18 protein-coding genes, 1 pseudogene and 1 riboswitch are annotated in these 16,082 nt (G+C 44.9%); of the genes and pseudogenes, 6 read left to right on the forward strand and 13 right to left on the reverse strand.

All coding sequences use genetic code 11. The annotated features are described in order from the left end of the window. Window positions 1-180: 180 nt before the first annotated feature. Together WA325_RS18070 and fbpB are read left to right on the forward strand one after the other, a co-directional pair. Window positions 181-346, forward strand: a pseudogene (locus tag WA325_RS18070) (Fur-regulated basic protein FbpA). Continuing rightward, window positions 333-479 (forward strand): Fur-regulated basic protein FbpB, encoded by a 147-nt coding sequence (gene fbpB, locus WA325_RS18075; RefSeq protein ID WP_010333101.1) that lies wholly within the window; start codon window positions 333-335, stop codon window positions 477-479. Before WA325_RS18070 ends, fbpB begins: the two are co-directional and overlap by 14 nt. Window positions 480-507: 28 nt before the next feature. On the opposite strand, the gene WA325_RS18080 is transcribed toward fbpB, so the two are convergent. From WA325_RS18080 to dctS, 9 genes are all read right to left on the reverse strand, one after another. Next, window positions 508-1,650, reverse strand: coding sequence for an acyl-CoA dehydrogenase family protein (locus WA325_RS18080; RefSeq protein ID WP_336184042.1), 1,143 nt, complete (start codon window positions 1,648-1,650; stop codon window positions 508-510). Window positions 1,651-1,778: 128 nt separating this feature from the next. After that, window positions 1,779-2,114, reverse strand: a complete 336-nt coding sequence (locus tag WA325_RS18085; protein ID WP_003225151.1) for a hypothetical protein — start codon at window positions 2,112-2,114, stop codon at window positions 1,779-1,781. Window positions 2,115-2,209: 95 nt separating this feature from the next. After that, a complete protein-coding gene (locus WA325_RS18090) occupies window positions 2,210-2,977 on the reverse strand; it encodes an ABC transporter permease (protein WP_024120284.1) in 768 nt (255 codons plus the stop codon). Then, a complete protein-coding gene (locus WA325_RS18095) occupies window positions 2,970-3,896 on the reverse strand; it encodes an ABC transporter ATP-binding protein (protein ID WP_336184043.1) in 927 nt (308 codons plus the stop codon). The genes WA325_RS18090 and WA325_RS18095 overlap by 8 nt, the downstream gene beginning before the upstream one ends. Window positions 3,897-3,986: 90 nt before the next feature. Beyond that, window positions 3,987-5,225, reverse strand: coding sequence for a dicarboxylate/amino acid:cation symporter (locus WA325_RS18100; protein ID WP_336184044.1), 1,239 nt, complete (start codon window positions 5,223-5,225; stop codon window positions 3,987-3,989). A 71-nt stretch (window positions 5,226-5,296) separates the two neighbouring features. Beyond that, window positions 5,297-5,428: riboswitch (cyclic di-AMP (ydaO/yuaA leader) on the reverse strand. Window positions 5,429-5,477: 49 nt separating this feature from the next. Next, window positions 5,478-6,530 carry an AI-2E family transporter gene (locus WA325_RS18105; RefSeq protein WP_044161754.1) on the reverse strand — a complete coding sequence of 351 codons (1,053 nt, stop codon included), beginning with the start codon at window positions 6,528-6,530 and terminating at the stop codon, window positions 5,478-5,480. Window positions 6,531-6,679: 149 nt separating this feature from the next. After that, window positions 6,680-7,945, reverse strand: a complete 1,266-nt coding sequence (gene dctP / locus WA325_RS18110; RefSeq protein ID WP_059353128.1) for a C4-dicarboxylate transporter DctP — start codon at window positions 7,943-7,945, stop codon at window positions 6,680-6,682. A gap of 119 nt (window positions 7,946-8,064) precedes the next feature. Next, window positions 8,065-8,745, reverse strand: coding sequence for a response regulator (locus WA325_RS18115; protein WP_336184045.1), 681 nt, complete (start codon window positions 8,743-8,745; stop codon window positions 8,065-8,067). Further along, entirely contained in the window at window positions 8,735-10,342 is a 1,608-nt protein-coding gene (gene dctS / locus WA325_RS18120; RefSeq protein WP_336184046.1) for a two-component system sensor histidine kinase DctS, read from the reverse strand. Before dctS ends, WA325_RS18115 begins: the two co-directional genes overlap by 11 nt. Window positions 10,343-10,413: 71 nt before the next feature. Here dctS and WA325_RS18125 point away from each other — a divergent pair, with 71 nt between their 5' ends. Together WA325_RS18125 and WA325_RS18130 are read left to right on the forward strand one after the other, a co-directional pair. Then, complete coding sequence (locus WA325_RS18125) at window positions 10,414-11,466, forward strand: TRAP transporter substrate-binding protein (protein WP_336184047.1); 1,053 nt, start codon at window positions 10,414-10,416, stop codon at window positions 11,464-11,466. Window positions 11,467-11,551: 85 nt separating this feature from the next. Continuing rightward, a complete protein-coding gene (locus WA325_RS18130; RefSeq protein WP_101864020.1) occupies window positions 11,552-12,373 on the forward strand; it encodes a manganese catalase family protein in 822 nt (273 codons plus the stop codon). A gap of 450 nt (window positions 12,374-12,823) precedes the next feature. On the opposite strand, the gene WA325_RS18135 is transcribed toward WA325_RS18130, so the two are convergent. From WA325_RS18135 to WA325_RS18150, 4 genes are all read right to left on the reverse strand, one after another. After that, window positions 12,824-13,183, reverse strand: coding sequence for a YdbC family protein (locus WA325_RS18135; protein ID WP_105955173.1), 360 nt, complete (start codon window positions 13,181-13,183; stop codon window positions 12,824-12,826). Further along, window positions 13,177-13,518 carry a cupin domain-containing protein gene (locus tag WA325_RS18140; protein ID WP_095714113.1) on the reverse strand — a complete coding sequence of 114 codons (342 nt, stop codon included), beginning with the start codon at window positions 13,516-13,518 and terminating at the stop codon, window positions 13,177-13,179. The genes WA325_RS18135 and WA325_RS18140 overlap by 7 nt, the downstream gene beginning before the upstream one ends. Before the next feature lie 146 nt (window positions 13,519-13,664). After that, window positions 13,665-14,036 carry a glucose starvation-inducible protein GsiB gene (gsiB, locus tag WA325_RS18145; protein WP_010333086.1) on the reverse strand — a complete coding sequence of 124 codons (372 nt, stop codon included), beginning with the start codon at window positions 14,034-14,036 and terminating at the stop codon, window positions 13,665-13,667. A gap of 129 nt (window positions 14,037-14,165) precedes the next feature. Continuing rightward, entirely contained in the window at window positions 14,166-14,984 is an 819-nt protein-coding gene (locus WA325_RS18150; protein ID WP_105955174.1) for an EcsC family protein, read from the reverse strand. A 117-nt stretch (window positions 14,985-15,101) separates the two neighbouring features. Here WA325_RS18150 and WA325_RS18155 point away from each other — a divergent pair, with 117 nt between their 5' ends. Both WA325_RS18155 and WA325_RS18160 read left to right on the forward strand, forming a co-directional pair. Then, entirely contained in the window at window positions 15,102-15,554 is a 453-nt protein-coding gene (locus tag WA325_RS18155) for a DUF2188 domain-containing protein (RefSeq protein WP_024120271.1), read from the forward strand. Window positions 15,555-15,631: 77 nt separating this feature from the next. Beyond that, on the forward strand, window positions 15,632-15,889 hold the full coding sequence (locus WA325_RS18160; protein WP_105955231.1) for a GlsB/YeaQ/YmgE family stress response membrane protein: 258 nt from the start codon (window positions 15,632-15,634) through the stop codon (window positions 15,887-15,889). The last annotated feature ends 193 nt before the right edge of the window (window positions 15,890-16,082 follow it).

Below are 16,082 nucleotides of genomic sequence, written 5' to 3' on the forward strand. Positions count from 1 at the left end.
CGGGGAGGGAAATTTCGACAGCAAATTATTGCCCGGGAAACTTTTTGTCGATATGTTGAAGGTTTGCTTACTTACGAAAGAATAGGACTGTTTTCACCTTTACAGGCCGTGGCGGACATTGTATACTGAGGTTAATTGATAATGATTATCAATATCGTTTGATTGGAGGTTGGTGACACAATGACACCTCAGTCTGCAGAAATCAGAAAAAAGCATCTCATTCATCTGTTAATACAGAATGGTATATACAAAAAGTCAAAGCGTCATTTGTATGAATTGTCGCTGATGGAGCTGGAAAGTGAATACAAAACATTGTCAGGAGGCGCCAGGGCATGCCAAAGCGTAAAATAAAAACCTACCAACAGCTGATCCAGGAAAACAAAGAGGCGATCATGGGCAATCCAAAGCTGATGAACGTCATTTACGACAGAATTGACCGCAAGCATCAGAAGAATCTTCAGGAACAAAACAATACATAAAAAAGAGCCGGCAAAGGCTCTTTTTTATTTAATGAAAGGCTTCTGCGGCCAGCTTTTGAATGACCGCGTCGTCCATCGGCGGGTTATGGAGACCAGCGCGCACATCCCGGTAATAGCGCTGAAGCGGATTGGTGCGTTCGAGGCTTTTGGCCCCTGCAATTCTCATCGCTTTGTCTACAACAGAAAGCGCGGCGTTTGTGACGATATGTTTTGCCGCACCGAGCTCACTCTTCAAGTAAGAGCGGCGCTCCGGATCGTCATATAATTCAGCCGCATGAAAAAGAAAGTGTCTGGCATTCAGCAATTCAAGTTCCATTTCGCCTGTTCTTTGCTGAACGGCCGGAACATCCTTGATCGGCCCCTTCAAACTATTTGGAGAATACTCGGAGGCAAAGCGTACTGCATAGTCTCTAGCAGCTTGAGCCACGCCAAGATAAATCGCCGGAATATGGAGCAGCCAGCCATTTGGCTTTGCTCCCCGCGGTCCTTGAAGCAGCTCCACCAGTTTATTGTCCTCCAGCGTTACCTCTTTTAATACAAGATCATGGCTGCCCGTAGCCCGCATCGCCATCATATCCCATGTTTCTTCAATTGATACACCAGGATCATTTTTATGAACCAACACGACGCCTGTTGTTTGTTTTTCTTCAATCCATGCCGTCACTAAAAAATAATCAAGCGCTTGCGACATTGTCGTAAACGTTTTTCTTCCATTCACCACCCATTTGCCGTCCTTTTTGACGGCGGCAGTCCCGGGGCGTCCTCCCCTGGTCGGGCTCCCGGTTTTCGCTTCTGTCGCTGCTCTATTGATCACGGCGCCGTTTTGAACTTCCTTTGCGATAAACGCAAACACATCTTCATCCCAGCTGTTTCCTTCTCCGAGCTCTCCCATCACGCTTAAATGCCAGCCGATGCTCAGAGCTGCAGGAGCATCTCCCCGTGCAAGCCGCTCTTGAAAAAGCAGCATGTCGTAAACAGACATTCCTGCTCCTCCATGGGATTTTGGCACGGTTATCGCCGTATATCCCGAATCACGCAGTTTTTGTATTTTTTCGGCAGGAAATCGTCCCTGTTCATCATCCTCAGCGACTGTTTGCTGAAATTCATCCGCTAGCTGTCCTATTTTCTCTATCCATTGCCGCTGTTTTTCGTTCCGTACAAATAATGACATCCGGCAGCCCCCCATTTTTTCAATTCCGATAAATTTAATATGTATTATAGATTTCCAGCCATGATTCCGCAACTGTTAACAATTTGTCCACGATAGAAAAACACGCCGTTCCCGAGGGAACAGCGTGTTTAAACCGGATTTGCATCCCGGTCTTGTTTCATACCGAGATAAATAAGCATATAAGTCAGGTAACCCATTGTCATGACCAATCCGCCGAAGAAAAAGCTTGAGAAAATCGGCTCTTCAAAGGCAGTAACTGCCGCAAGCACAATCCAGCTTGCATACAGATAAATGATAAAATAACGGATACCCGTCTTCATTTTATATATCATGTACAGCCCCACGAGAGAAAACAACCCCAGCGCGAGCCTGAAATATACAAGATGTTCAAACTGAAACATGAATGACACAAATGAGAATCCAAGCAGCAATACAATCGGTAAAGCGGTAATAAAGTTCCTCAATTCGAGACACCTCCGTCAGTACCTTTATTATAAACCAAAACATCGAATGATATTGATTTACGTGAGCTTTTTCACAAAAATGTCATTCCTTGCCTTTAGATTCGAACATCCCGTTTGCAGAAACTCCACCAGGCAACGGCAATGAAGAAAACAGCATGAATCACAATAATCCCTACAGAGAACAATGGCGTCATGCCTGAAAACAGAGCCGTTTGTCCGCTTTTGTACTGAGTGAAGTCCGTGTTTGCAAAAAGCAAAAAGCTTCCCCATTTGTTTTCAAACAGCTTCATGATTTGCACAAGTGAACTTGCTCCATATAAAACGACAAAAGAAACAACAACTGAAATGGCACTGTTGCGGAACAGTGATGAACAAAGCAAACCGAATAATCCCATCAGCACCGCTTCAAGCCAGTTTGTGCCGATTAGCTCCAATGTGTTGATGAACAATGTTTTTGATTCAGATGTCACGGACGTGCCAAAAAAGACAAGACCGAATAATAAAGCCAGAATGTAGTATGCCAGATAAAGATAGAAGCTGACCATGACAACTGTCATTAGTTTCGACCAAAAGACCTTTTGCCGCTTGACCGGGCGAATAAGCAGAAATTTGATTGTCTTTTTATCAAATTCATTAGAAATAATCGTTGCTGCAATGACAATGGTTAACGCCTGCAGCAAGATATTCAGGCTCGGTGTATAGGAAAAGTAGCCGATGAAATTTTCGTCAGTTCCGGCACTGATAACGATCCGTTTAATGATCAGCGCCATGAAAAATTGAAAAACGGCCATCAATATAAGCGAAACAAATGTGACTTTCCGATTAAAGAGTTTCATATGTTCATTCCATATTAATTTAGACAAGCTCTTCTCCCTCCTCTTGATGAGCGGTTGTCGCTTTTATAAATTCGTCTTCCAGTGACTGCGTATAAGGCATAATTGAAAATACATTCAGTCCTTGTCCGACTAGCGAGCGGTTCAGCTCTGGTATATTTTCTTTCGCTATTTCCACCACGATGGAGCCATCTTTACGTTCAGCTGAGTACCCATTGCCCATCAGCCAATCGAGCGCTTTTTCCGCCGGCTGCACTTCTATAACGGCTTTCTCCGTTTTCTGACCGGCTCCATTCAGGCTTACTTCTGCTTTGATCTCGCCTTTTTGTATGATGATCACACGGTCACACAGGTCTTCAACTTCACGCAATAAATGAGTAGCGAATAAAACCGCTGTTCCTTCCTCTTCAGCGAGCTCCTTAATATGATCGCGAAAATCCTTCATACCGGCAGGATCAAGACCGTTTGTCGGCTCATCTAAAATGAGAAGCTTCGGCCGGTGAAGAATCGCCTGAGCAATGCCGAGACGCTGGCGCATGCCGAGGGAGTAGGTTTTCACTTTATCATCAATCGCTGATGTCAGCCCGACTCGTTCCACCACTTCGTCCAGTCTTTCATCAGTTATCTTTTTGTGCATATTTGCAAAGTGTTTGAGGTTTTCCCAGCCTGACAGGTACGGGTAAAACTCAGGGTTTTCAACGATCGCGCCGACAGCTTCCATCGCTTGTTCGAACTCAGTATCATGCTTGAATCCGTTGATGGCCACGCTTCCGCTGTTTTGTTTTAACAGTCCGACGATGATGCGGATGAGTGTCGTTTTTCCGGAACCGTTCGGACCGAGAAGACCGATAATCTCTCCCTGCCTGACGTCCATGCTGATCTGTTTTAAAATCTGTTTAGACCCTATTTTTTTATCAAGGCCTTCAATATGTAAAATCGGCTCAGCCATAAAGCCTTCCTCCTTTTTTCGACAAAAATAAACAGTGCCTAAAAATAGGCACTGTTTGTATTATAGCATTTGTTGCTTCCAAATGTTTGGTTAAACCGATAGAGTCGGTGCTTGCTCCGGCTGTTTGTTCTTTTCTGTTTCTGTAATGATGACGGCACAGGCCGCGTCTCCTGTTGTGTTGACCACTGTGCGAAGCATATCTAGCAAGCGGTCTATTCCGAGGATCAATCCGATCCCCTCAACAGGCAAGCTGACTGATTGAAGCACCATAGCGAGCATAATCAAACCGACTCCCGGAACACCCGCAGTTCCCACACTTGCTAATACAGCCGTCAATATCACCATCAGCAATTGCGTAAATGTAAGATCATGTCCGAATACCTGTGCAATGAAGATGGTGGCCACCCCTTGCATAATGGCTGTCCCGTCCATGTTAATCGTCGCCCCGAGCGGCTGAACGAAGCTGCTGATCGGCTCAGGCACTTTTAGTTTTTTCTGGGCTACATCCATTGATACCGGAAGCGTTGCATTGCTGCTTGAGGTACTGAACGCAACGACCATAACTTCTGAGAAATCTTTAAAGAATGTAATCGGATTTCTTTTTGCTAAAAGAGCCACTGTTGAACCGTAAGTGACGATTGCATGTATGACAAGAGCCAGCGTAACAACAATCATGTACAGCCCCATCGCTTTTATTGCACTGAATCCCTGGCTGCCGATAGCTGTCGCAATGAGACCAAACGTGCCGTATGGCGCAAACTTCATGACTAGGTTGACCAGATACATCATCAGTTCATTGCCCTGCTCCACAACTTTCAAAAGCATATCCGCTTTTTTGCCTAGCATCGTAATCCCGAGTCCGACAAAAATGGAAAACACGATAATCTGGAGCATATTTCCTTCGGTCATCGCTTGAACAGGATTGGCCGGAATCATGTTCAGAAGTGTGTCAGCAACACTCGGCGCTTCTTCTGCCTCGAATTTAGCGGATGAGACATCATAAGTGCCGAACTCACCCGGCTTAATGACAAGCGCCAGTATAAGCCCGATCGTAATCGCCACCGCTGTCGTGATGAGAAAATAAGAAATGGCCTTCACACCGATTCTGCCAAACTTTTTAGGATCGCCAAGCCCGGCAACTCCTAATGTAAGAGAGAAAAAAACAATCGGCACGACAAGCATTTTAATGAGGTTTAAAAAGATGGTGCCAAGAGGCACGAATACAAACTTATTCAAATTTTCAAATAATTCAGGTGATGTTACGTTAAGAATAATCCCCGTGACGGCACCCAGAACCAATGCAATGATGATCTTTGTTGCCAGTTTCATCCGCATTCCTCCTTTTTTTGAAAAAAGCCCGCGAGAGATCCCGCGGGCTTTGGCTGTATCATAAAACCACAGGATTCTCTCTTCACGCTGATGAGGTTAGCTGCCGGGTTCGGACGAAGAGATGTCCGTTTTTCAGATGAAAAATGAACCCCAAACGATTGGGTCCCCCACTCCTTTTAAAAAGGATTAAGCGTGTGGCTTACTATTGTATGTTGTAGTTTTATTTATACAGAAAATATCCAATTTTGTAAACTATTTTTTGTTACTTTTCTCTCGGGGTCTTTTAGGCCCATTTTCCTTGTTGGTCACATCAAGAATATCAAGGAGAAATACAAAGATCGGAATCCCGATAATTAAGCCCCAAATGCCGAGAAAGTGCTCAGAAAAAATCAGGACTGTAAATGTGAAAAAGATCGGCAGCTCTGTTTTCGCTGACATCAGCTTCGGATTGAGGAAATATGTCTCAATCGCATGAATGGCGAAAATGACGAGCACAATGTAGAGCACATACATTCCGCCGCCTGTGCTGTATGCAATAATACTGAGCGGGATCAAGGAGATGACAACGCCTGCTACCGGGATCAATCCGAGAAAGAAAACCATGATGGACAGCCCCAACAGCTGAGGGAAGTGCATAATCCAGAGCGCAATAAAAGTCAGTATGCAGTTCACGAGCGCGATGATAAATTGTGCCTCAAGCACCTTGCCGAACGTTCTCGCGAATTTACCTCCGAAAAAAGCAATCTCATTATAAAAAACAGCAAGCTTGCTCGTTTTAAACTGCTCCATAAATTCAGACAGCCGTTTTTTCTCGAATAAGAAGAACATGCTGAGAATGAGCGCCATCACGATCTGCAAGCCGAATGTGCTGATATCGGCCAGATACGTATAAAGTACATTGAAACCCTCTTTGACATACGAACTGATATTAATATCTCCGAAAACACTTGTGATCTCATCAAAGAAAGGAATGCTGCTTGGATGATACGCAATATGTTTAATCTGCTTGATCAGCTGCTGAATCTGTGCGGCAACGACCGGATAAAACACAAACCCTCCGACTGTAAGCAGCACGGCCAGCAAAATGTAGAGAAACGTAATGACAACCCGCTGGCTCACGCGGAAGAACCGGCTTAAAAACTGCCGGACGACAAGCTCCAAACGATCCATAAGAAATGTGAAAATGAAGGTCAGCAATATTAAGTTGATCATGCTCTTAAATAGATATAACACACCAGTTAACACGACAAAGATGGAAAAACGCCTTACTCCCGGGTGCTGAAAAAATTTTACTAAAGCGGCCATTTATACACTCCTGTTAGGACAAACGTCCTTCATTCAATATAGTATCCATTTGTAAATTATATAACAAAAAAATGCTGAGGTCTCTGTCCTCACCTTAATTATTCTTAAACAATTAAAAAAACGGCCCTATGAATGGGCCGTTCTTTTTTTCAGACTGCTGTTTTCATTTTTTTCATGCCTTCCACAGCCTCCACGCTTTTTGCTTCATCGAATTCTTTTTCGCTTTTTGCAACGATAATTGTGGCGATTCCGTTTCCGATCAGGTTCACAATCGCTCTTCCTTCACTCATGAAACGGTCGACACCAAGCAGAAGCGCAAGACCCTCAAGCGGAATGACCTGAAGTGCTGACAGCGTTGACGCAAGAACGATAAATCCGCTTCCTGTCACACCGGCTGCTCCCTTCGAAGTCAGCATCAGAACGAGGATAATCGTAATTTGCTGGCCGATGCTGAGATCCACTCCAAACACTTGAGCCAGAAAGACAGTCGCCATTGATAAATAAATGGATGTTCCGTCAAGGTTAAACGAATAGCCGGTCGGAATAACGAGCCCGACGACTGATTTTGAACAGCCGTAGCGTTCCATTTTATCCATCATTCTCGGAAGAACCGATTCTGAAGAGCTTGTGCCGAGCACGATGAGAAGCTCATCTTTGATGAAGCGCAGGTAGTTCCACAGGCTGAATCCGTATAGCTTGCAGATGATATTTAAAACAACAAACACGAACAGGAACATTGTGATATACACGGACAGCATTAAGCTGGCAAGCGGCTTGATGGAATCGAGTCCGAAGTGCCCGATCGTATACGCCATCGCTCCGAATGCACCGATTGGAGCGGCACGCATAACGTAGCCGATAATTTTGAAAAAAACATGTGAAACTTTATCAAAGAAATCAATGACGCTTTTCCCTTTTTCACCTAACGCCGCTAGACCGACTCCGAAAAGAATGGAAAAGAATAAGACCTGCAAAATATCCCCTTTTGCGAAGGCATCAACCATGTTGGACGGTACGATGTGTGTGACAAATTCAACCCAGTCGATCCCCTGACCGCCATTTTGGGTGTATTGTGAGACATCTCCCTTTTCAAGCTTGCTGTAATCGAGGCCCGCACCCGGCTTCATAATATTGACGACAAATAAACCGATAATGAGTGCAAGGGTCGTAACAACCTCGAAATAAATAAATGCTTTTCCCCCTACTTTTCCAACCTTCTTCATATCGCCCATTTTTGCAATCCCGAGAACGATTGTGAAGAAAATGATTGGAGCGATCACCATTTTCACAGCGTTGATAAAGGTATCGCCAAGCGGTTTCATTTCTTTGCCGACATCCGGCCAAACCAATCCGACAATGACCCCGATGATGACCGCGGTTATGACTTGAACTGTTAAATTTTTAAACAGTTTCATATTCTTCCTCCCCCTGTCCTAGTCGCCTTTGTGTCTTTCTTACTAGAATGATAGCGTTTTCATTAAGGACGGGGAAGTTTATGTTCATAACGGACATTTTGGTCTTTTTGGTCTCGGGTTTACACTTTAAATATGTAGCGGTTGACGGGGCGTCCGACTCCTCCGTACTGAACATCAAGCTGAATTGTTCCGTTCTTTTCGAGATAATCAAGATAGCGTCTCGCTGTCACTCTGGCGATGCCGAGAGCCTTGGCAACCTCTTCAGCAGAAAGAGGAGAAGTTTGCTGCTTCAAAAAAGCAATGAGTTCATTCATCGTAAAATGATTCAACCCCTTTGGCAGATCCTGTACGGCCTGCTGCGGGATATTGAGGATGGCATCAAGCTGATCCTGTGACAGCGTGTCGTTTTCCTCTATTTTTTGTTTATACCGCTTATATTTTTCAAGCGCCTGTCTCATGCGTTCGAGCTTAAACGGTTTTAAGATATAGTCAACTGCCCCATTTTGCAGCATAAGAGCAATTGTTTCCTTGTCTTTTGCAGCAGATACGACGATGACATCTACCTCAAGCTTTTGCTTTCTGATCTCCTGCAACGTTTTAATCCCGTCTTTTTTCGGCATGTACACATCCAGAACCACGAGTTCGGGCTGTTTTTCTTTGATCAGCTTGATGCCTTCATCCCCGTTCCCCGCTTGCGCGCAGACGGTAAAGCCATTAACGGTTGTTATGAAATCCTTATTGACTTCCTGAACCATCGGATCGTCTTCAATGAGCAAAACCTTGATTTCTTTACGAGCCATGCTGCGCTTCCTCCCCCTTCATCGGAAAAACGATTGAAAAAGACGTTCCCTGTCCCGGGTGTGAATCGACCTCTATCGCACCCGACCCTTTGTCTGTTATTTGCTTGACTAAATAGAGGCCATAGCCTGTGCCGCCTGTTTTATTCACTGTAAATCCTTTTTCGTAAAGGTACGGCATATGTGTGTGCTTAATCCCGCATCCGTTGTCTTCTATTAAAATCGCAAGGATATCCTCCGTTTGTTCAATGCTGATGTCAATTCGTTTGTCATCAGACTGAACGGTTTCAAACGAGCCGAAGGCATTTTCAATCAGGTTGCCGAGAAGCACGACGATATCATGCTGGTCGACATGCTCGGGAAATTGCTGCAGGCTGCTGTTTTCATCAATATGCACAGCAATGCCGAGCTCTTTTCCCCTTCTGATTTTACTTAACAACAGCCCCGCCGCGGCGTCATTTTGAATGGAGCGATGCAGAAATTCAGTGACGTTTTCCTGCTCGGTTGAAATCTCAAACGCCAGCTGCAGCGCTTTTTCAGATTTCCCGAGCTGGATCAGGCCTGCGATGGTATGGAGCTTGTTCATATGCTCATGATTTTGGACGCGAAGCGCTTCGACAAAGTTTTTGACACCCGTCAATTCCTCTGCCATCTTGGCCGCTTCCGTTCTGTCCTGAAAAATCGCGACGGCGCCGATGACTTTTTTCTTCATGACGATCGGAATCCTGCTGCTCATGATGACCTTTCCGCTCACACGAATTTCTTCATTATAAACCGCCTTGTTCCGTTCCACGATTTCAGGCAGGCGCGAATCCTTGAGTACATCCCAAATCACCTTTCCGACCAGATCGCCCTGCACCTCAAAAATCTGTTTGGCTTTCTCATTAAATATTGTGATGATATGCCGGTTGTCAATGGCGATCACGCCTTCGTTCATAGAGTGAAAGGTAGCGGTTCGCTCTTCATACATTCTGACAATCTCATGGGGCTCGAGCTGAAACATTTGCTTCTTGATATGGCGGGCCAGCAGGAACGAACCCGCCAGGCCGAACCCGAGTGTCAGCACTACGATGAAGGCGATATCCCTTCTTAAATGAAACAATATATCAGCCATCCCCGGAAGTGTTTTTCCGACGAGTACTACGCCGACCTGGTTCAAATCCTGATCCTTTACCGGATAAAAGGCCCGGACAGCCGTCCCGATCTCGCCTGTTGCTTCTGAGAAATAAATGTGCTCCGCAAACGCCGCTTTTTCATCTGCACCCTTTGACTTTTTTCCGATGTTTGTAGTGACAGGATGAGTATAGCGAATGTGATCCATGTCCATGACGACAATGTAGTCTGCTTCATTGATCATCCGGATCTCTTCAACCGCATGCCGGACGGCTTCTGTTTGTTCTTTTCGCGATAACGCCTCTTTCACTTCGGTCATCTCCGACACCGTCCGAGCCGTATTCATCAGCCGTTTTTTCAGCTCCCTTTCCTCTGTATGCTGAATATTGCCTATGAGCACAATGCCGCCAATCAAAAAGGAGAAAATGACGAGTATGTAAGAAAGGATCGTGATTTTCCAGCGGATTGAGAGCTTTTTTTTGTTCATCAGCTTCTCCTTTCAGGTCTTTACGAATCATATCTGCCCCATTATTCTTAACATAAGGGAGGGGGCTTTTCATGAAGAGTTTGCTTGCATGTCTCGGTCTGATGATCGCCGGAATTGCAACCGCTTTATTTATCGGATTCCATGACCGTTCAAACGGCGAAGAGATTGTGTATGATGACGATCAGGAAGGCTTACAGGATCAAATCGTATTCAAATTCAGCCACGTTGTTGCTGAAAACACGCCAAAAGGGCTGGCCGCCAACAAATTCGCCGAGCTCGTAAACGAGAAATCAGGCGGGAAAATGAAAATTGAAGTGTTCCCGAATGGAAGCCTGTATTCGGACATTGAAGAAATCGAAGCATTGCAAAATGGCGACGTGCAATTTATCGCCCCCTCCACATCGAAGCTCGGTATGCTCTCTCCTGAATGGGGAGTGCTTGATCTTCCGTATGCATTTACAGACTATGATGCGGTTAAAAAAGGGCTGCACGGAACAATTGGAACACAGCTGTTTGATTCTTTAAAGAAAAATCAATTAAAGGGCCTGGCGTACTGGACAAACGGGTTTAAGCAAATCACCACGAATCAAGGCCCGGTCAAAACCCCGGATGATTTAAAGGGACAAGACCTGCGCATTATGCAAAGTAATGTAATAGAGGACCAGTTCAAACTGCTTGGTGCAGCACCCCACCAGGAATCTTTCAATTCTACTTTTCAGCTGTTAGAAAACAATATAGTAGACGGCGAGGAAAACACAATCTCAAACATCTATTCTAAAAAATTTTATAATGTTCAAGACTATTTGACAATAAGCAGCCACGGTTACCTCGGCTACGCTGTGATGACTGATGAGCATTTCTGGAACGCGCAAACACCGGAAACAAGACGCATTCTGACGGAAGCGATGCAGGAAACGACAGAGTGGAATGAAACGTATGCCGAAGAAATGAACAAGGAGCAGCTGGAAGAAATCAAAAAACATTCTTCTATTACAATCTACGAGCTGTCAGATAAAGAGAAAAAAGATTGGATGAAGCGCCTTGATCCTGTTTACCGGAAGTACGAGCCCATCTTCGGCCGGAAGCTGATTCAGGAGCTTCTGGAGCTGCGCAAGGATTCGTAGAACCCATCTCAATACGCTGCTTTTCGTTTATCTTTGTTCCCATCGGAAATATAGAAAGAGAGACACGAAAAAAGGAGATGGGTACATGTTTAAACATACGAAAATGCTGCAGCATCCTGCTAAGCCAGATCGTCCAGATCCATTATTCGCTAAAAAAATGCAAGAAATTTTAGGCGGGCAATTCGGAGAAATTTCTGTTGCCATGCAGTACTTATTTCAAGGCTGGAATACAAGAGGAAATGAAAAATACAAGGATTTGCTGATGGATACGGCAACTGAAGAAATCGGGCACGTTGAAATGATCGCTACCATGATCGCCAGACTTCTTGAGGATGCCCCGCTTGATGAACAGGAAAAAGCGGCTGATGATCCGGTCATCGGTTCCATCATGGGAGGCATGAATCCTCACCATGCAATTGTATCAGGACTAGGCGCCATGCCGGAAAGCAGTACAGGCGTACCATGGAGCGGAGGCTACATCGTAGCGAGCGGAAACCTGCTGGCAGACTTCCGCGCCAATCTGAATGCGGAATCACAAGGCCGTTTACAGGTTGCACGCCTGTTTGAAATGACGGATGACAAAGGCGTCAAAGACATGCTCAGCTTCCTGCTAGCGCGTGACACAATGCACCAAAACCAATGGCTGGCCGCCATTAAAGAATTAGAAGCACAGGAAGGTCCGGTTGTGCCGGGTACATTCCCGAAAGCGCTCGAGAAACAGGAATTCTCTCATCAGCTTATCAATTTCTCTGAAGGTGAAGAAAGCGCCGAGCAAAACTGGCTGAAGGAGAAAGCCCCGGACGGAGAAGCGTTTGAATATGTGAACGAAGCAAAAGCTTTTGGAGAAAAGCCGGAATTGAAGCCAGCTCCTCCTTTTGTTCATAATACGCTTCCTGGGCGTGAGTAAGAGGCTATCATAAAAAGGATAGATCACTCCAGCGGTGATCTATCTTTTTTTGTGCGTTTTCTGCCGCTCAAGCATCTCCAGACGATTGCCAAATGGATCTGAAAAATAGAATCTGTCCGTTCCCGGAAGTCAATGATTTCAATTCCATTTAACTGCAAATGTTCTTTTAACCCTTCAATCTTCACAATCTCACATGCAGGGTGTGCTTTTTTGCGGGTACAAAAGGTTCATCTATCTTGCCCCTTCCCAAATGTAAACCAGACTCCGCCTCTGGTTTTAACGCATCATGTTTTTGAAGATCGCCGTAAAATCGTCTTACAGCATTTTCACAAACTTTAGGAATCATTCTCCCTGATTCTCAATTGAATGCCAATTCCTTGATTGTCATTCAGGCAAAAGAACAGGAAAAACCATTGTTATGATGATCGATAAAATCAGTACCTGCCTATACTAAGCTTTTGCCACAGTCCATCCAGGCTCGTATTCGATGTCCCTGCTGTCAAATAAACAAGCGGCCTCCTCTGCATCCATCTGAGACAGCGTCACTTCAATAGAGAGAATCGTGCCCTTTTGCTCGATTTCTTTATAGATGATGTCGTGTTCGTTCTCCATAAAATGATCATAAGCTTCTCTGCTCTCCCAAACGCCGATGATCTCTGCGGTGAGCAGACCGTCTGCTGTTTTCCGCCATCCGCCGGCCTGTTTGATGAAGCCTTTTACATGTGATAATGCTCCCCACTGTGACTGCGCCTTCGAAAATGCTTCAGCGTTTGCCGCGTCCACCCCACATACAATCTTTTTGATCAGCATTTTGATTCCTCTGTTATGACCGTTTCCGCATGAATGTGCTCGACGCAGAGATTCACGGTCCTGACGTAAGAGCGTGTGCGGTGTATGGTGCCTTTTGGGACAAGCAGACTGTCATTCGCTTTTAACACCGCGGTTTCTTGATCCTTAAAATCAATAAGCAGCTCTCCCTCAAGAACGATAAATAATTCATCTGAGTCAGGGTGATGGTGCCAGTCGTATTCTCCTGTAAACACAGCGAGCCGTACACAATGGTCATTAACCTCTGAAATGGAGAAATTAGCGTGTTTTTCTTTGACTTCATTTGCAATGGCCAGCAGGTTTTGCATCTCAGGCATAAGTGAAAACTCCTTTTTCACCTATTTTACCGCAGAAGCGTCATTGGGAAGGTATATTTTTTTCCATTTCATCATAAAAAGCGATCCAGCTGCTGCGCCGGATCGCTTTTTATCTACAGGTTGTCTGCCTTTTATGCTTTGCTTAGTTAGTCGTTGTCGCGGGCATTTCCGCCTTTTGAGCCGATTTCTTGATAGAATTCCTTATCATGATTTTTGCTTGTCGCTTCTCCGCCTTTACGGCCGATTTCTTGATAGAATTCTTTATCATGATTTTCGCTAGTGGCTTCTCCGCCTTTTTCACCGATTTCCTGATAGAACTCTTTGTCATGGTTCTTGCTAGTGGCTTCTCCGCCTTTTTCGCCGATTTCCTGATAGAATTCTTTGTCATGGTTTTTGCTAGTGGCTTCTCCGCCTTTTTGACCAATCTCTTGATAGAATTCTTTATCATGGTTTTTGCTAGTCGTTTCTCCGCCTTTTCTACCTGCTTCTTCTCTGCTCATTTTGTTATCTTGTGCCATTTTGAATTCCTCCTTTAATTGGTGTTGGTTGTTGTATTCCCGCTGTCATTTCTTTTAAACAAACAAAACACATTGAGTGTGTTTTAAATGAAAAAAGCAGACGGAATGCGGTGCCCGTCTGCTTTTCTTCTATTCATGATTCTGTTCTGTTTCTATGAGCCGCTCAAGGATGCGCCGCTTTTTATAAAGCATCATGCCTGTTTCGGTAATGTCATTTAAGGTCGAGCGATTAGCCGCCGCGCCAAAGACCATTCCCGCGACCGGCACCATTTGAAAAAGCTTTTTCCAGCCAAAGGTGTCACGGTAGCCTAAAACCACTTCCCTCCAGCCTTGGATTTGGGAAGCGACATTCTTATATGTACGGTCCTGATCATAATCTTTTATTTCTTTCAGAATGGATTTTTTACCGACAACATCTGCTGAAGTAAGCTGCAGACATTTTACGATAAAGACCCGCTCTTTTTTCTCCTTTGGATCATAGCCATAGGCCACTGCGATATCCTGCAGTGTTTTTAATGATAAACCGAGCACAGCCGGAATGTCTGCCGCCAGTGTAAATACGCCGCCCACACCCGTAGTCGCTCCCTGAACGGTTGCAGCGTTGATTCGGTTTTTGCCCATCGCTTCAGCAACATCATCCATAACAGCCAGAGGCGCTTTTTGTACGTCCTCCAGTGATTCAAAGGTTTGCTCGGGCAGTTTCTTTTGAAACGTTTTGATAATCTGTTTTTCCGATGTCAGGTACTGTCCTCCAGTTTGAACAAAGCTGCCCACCTCATCCAAAAGCTTGCCGATCTTTTTCTGGATGAATTCCGGCGTCAGCTTGTCCAGCAGCTGAAACGGGAGACGGCTGAGTTTTTCCCAAAACCAGACTTTTTGCTGCTCCTTTTCCCATTTCTCTATTTCTTTTAATTGCTGATGTAAGTCTTCTTTTTGTTCTGTTGTCACCCAACTCGCACTTCCCTTCCGTTTTTCTACTATATAGTATACCTTCATTTTTCTCTAAAACGTTTTTATTTTTCACCTGCGGGTACCATTTTTATAAAAGCAGAAGGAGTGATGGATATGCCTTGGTCTATGAAGGATTACCCCGCTTCACTGAAAAATCTCGAGAAGCCTGTGAAGAAAAAGGCGATTGAAATTGCGAATGCCATGATTGATGAAGGCTATGAGGACGGACGCGCCATTCCGATTGCGACGAGCAAAGCAAAGGAATGGGCGGAAAACGCCTCAAAAAAGGAAATTGACGACTTTCTCAAACATGATGATGAAACAGAACGCGATGAGGAGGCAAATGATGACGCCAGACCTGAGCTAATGAATAAAGCGGAGCATGTCATCAAACATAAAAGTGGCTGGGCCGTCAAAGCTGAGGATGCCAAACGTGTATCTGAAATCAAGGATACGAAAAAGGAAGCGATTGAACGGGCGAAGGAAATTGCGGAACATAAAGGCACAGAAGTCATTGTTCATTTGGCTGACGGCAGTGTGCAGAGAAAGATAAAAACAGGATCATAAGCGGATATGCTTTTGTACGTTTCGGGACTGGCTGGAGCGGTTATTGATTTATAAATCATTCAGGAGAGGTGAATATGATGCTTAGCTTTTTGGTTTCATTAGTTGTTGCTATCGTAATTGGACTAATCGGAAGCGCCATTGTCGGAAACCGCATGCCGGGAGGAATTTTCGGTTCGATGATTGCAGGGCTGATCGGCGCATGGATCGGGCACGGCCTATTCGGAACTTGGGGACCGAGCCTCGCAGGCTTTGCCATTATTCCGGCAATTATCGGGGCAGTGATCTTCGTATTCTTATTGAGCCTCGTATTCCGCGGACTGCGCAAGGAAGCCTAGATTTTAGATGATTCAGGAGGCATCGTTTCATACAGAAACGATGCCTTTTTATGTATGGACCTTATCAAATGCCCTACATATCATGTTACATAACAGGGAAAAATTTGAGAGTGATTTTTGACCATCTTTGGTTGACAAGAAATCAGGATGGTCATATGATGTAGATAAAATAATTTGGTTTAAGGAAACTCTT

This window comes from Bacillus sp. 205(2023) (assembly GCF_037027485.1).
Classification (GTDB): Bacteria; Bacillota; Bacilli; order Bacillales; family Bacillaceae; genus Bacillus; species Bacillus halotolerans.

Bases quoted from the DNA above. Each gene is read 5' to 3' on its own strand.
- fbpB (WP_010333101.1), top strand. From the start codon at position 333: ATGCCAAAGCGTAAAATAAAAACCTACCAACAGCTGATCCAGGAAAAC.
- WA325_RS18080 (WP_336184042.1), bottom strand. From the start codon at position 1,650: ATGTCATTATTTGTACGGAACGAAAAACAGCGGCAATGGATAGAGAAA.
- WA325_RS18095 (WP_336184043.1), bottom strand. From the start codon at position 3,896: ATGGCTGAGCCGATTTTACATATTGAAGGCCTTGATAAAAAAATAGGG.
- WA325_RS18100 (WP_336184044.1), bottom strand. From the start codon at position 5,225: ATGAAACTGGCAACAAAGATCATCATTGCATTGGTTCTGGGTGCCGTC.
- WA325_RS18105 (WP_044161754.1), bottom strand. From the start codon at position 6,530: ATGGCCGCTTTAGTAAAATTTTTTCAGCACCCGGGAGTAAGGCGTTTT.
- dctP (WP_059353128.1), bottom strand. From the start codon at position 7,945: ATGAAACTGTTTAAAAATTTAACAGTTCAAGTCATAACCGCGGTCATC.
- WA325_RS18115 (WP_336184045.1), bottom strand. From the start codon at position 8,745: ATGGCTCGTAAAGAAATCAAGGTTTTGCTCATTGAAGACGATCCGATG.
- dctS (WP_336184046.1), bottom strand. From the start codon at position 10,342: ATGAACAAAAAAAAGCTCTCAATCCGCTGGAAAATCACGATCCTTTCT.
- WA325_RS18125 (WP_336184047.1), top strand. From the start codon at position 10,414: ATGAAGAGTTTGCTTGCATGTCTCGGTCTGATGATCGCCGGAATTGCA.
- WA325_RS18130 (WP_101864020.1), top strand. From the start codon at position 11,552: ATGTTTAAACATACGAAAATGCTGCAGCATCCTGCTAAGCCAGATCGT.
- WA325_RS18135 (WP_105955173.1), bottom strand. From the start codon at position 13,183: ATGCTGATCAAAAAGATTGTATGTGGGGTGGACGCGGCAAACGCTGAA.
- WA325_RS18140 (WP_095714113.1), bottom strand. From the start codon at position 13,518: ATGCCTGAGATGCAAAACCTGCTGGCCATTGCAAATGAAGTCAAAGAA.
- gsiB (WP_010333086.1), bottom strand. From the start codon at position 14,036: ATGGCACAAGATAACAAAATGAGCAGAGAAGAAGCAGGTAGAAAAGGC.
- WA325_RS18155 (WP_024120271.1), top strand. From the start codon at position 15,102: ATGCCTTGGTCTATGAAGGATTACCCCGCTTCACTGAAAAATCTCGAG.
- WA325_RS18160 (WP_105955231.1), top strand. From the start codon at position 15,632: ATGCTTAGCTTTTTGGTTTCATTAGTTGTTGCTATCGTAATTGGACTA.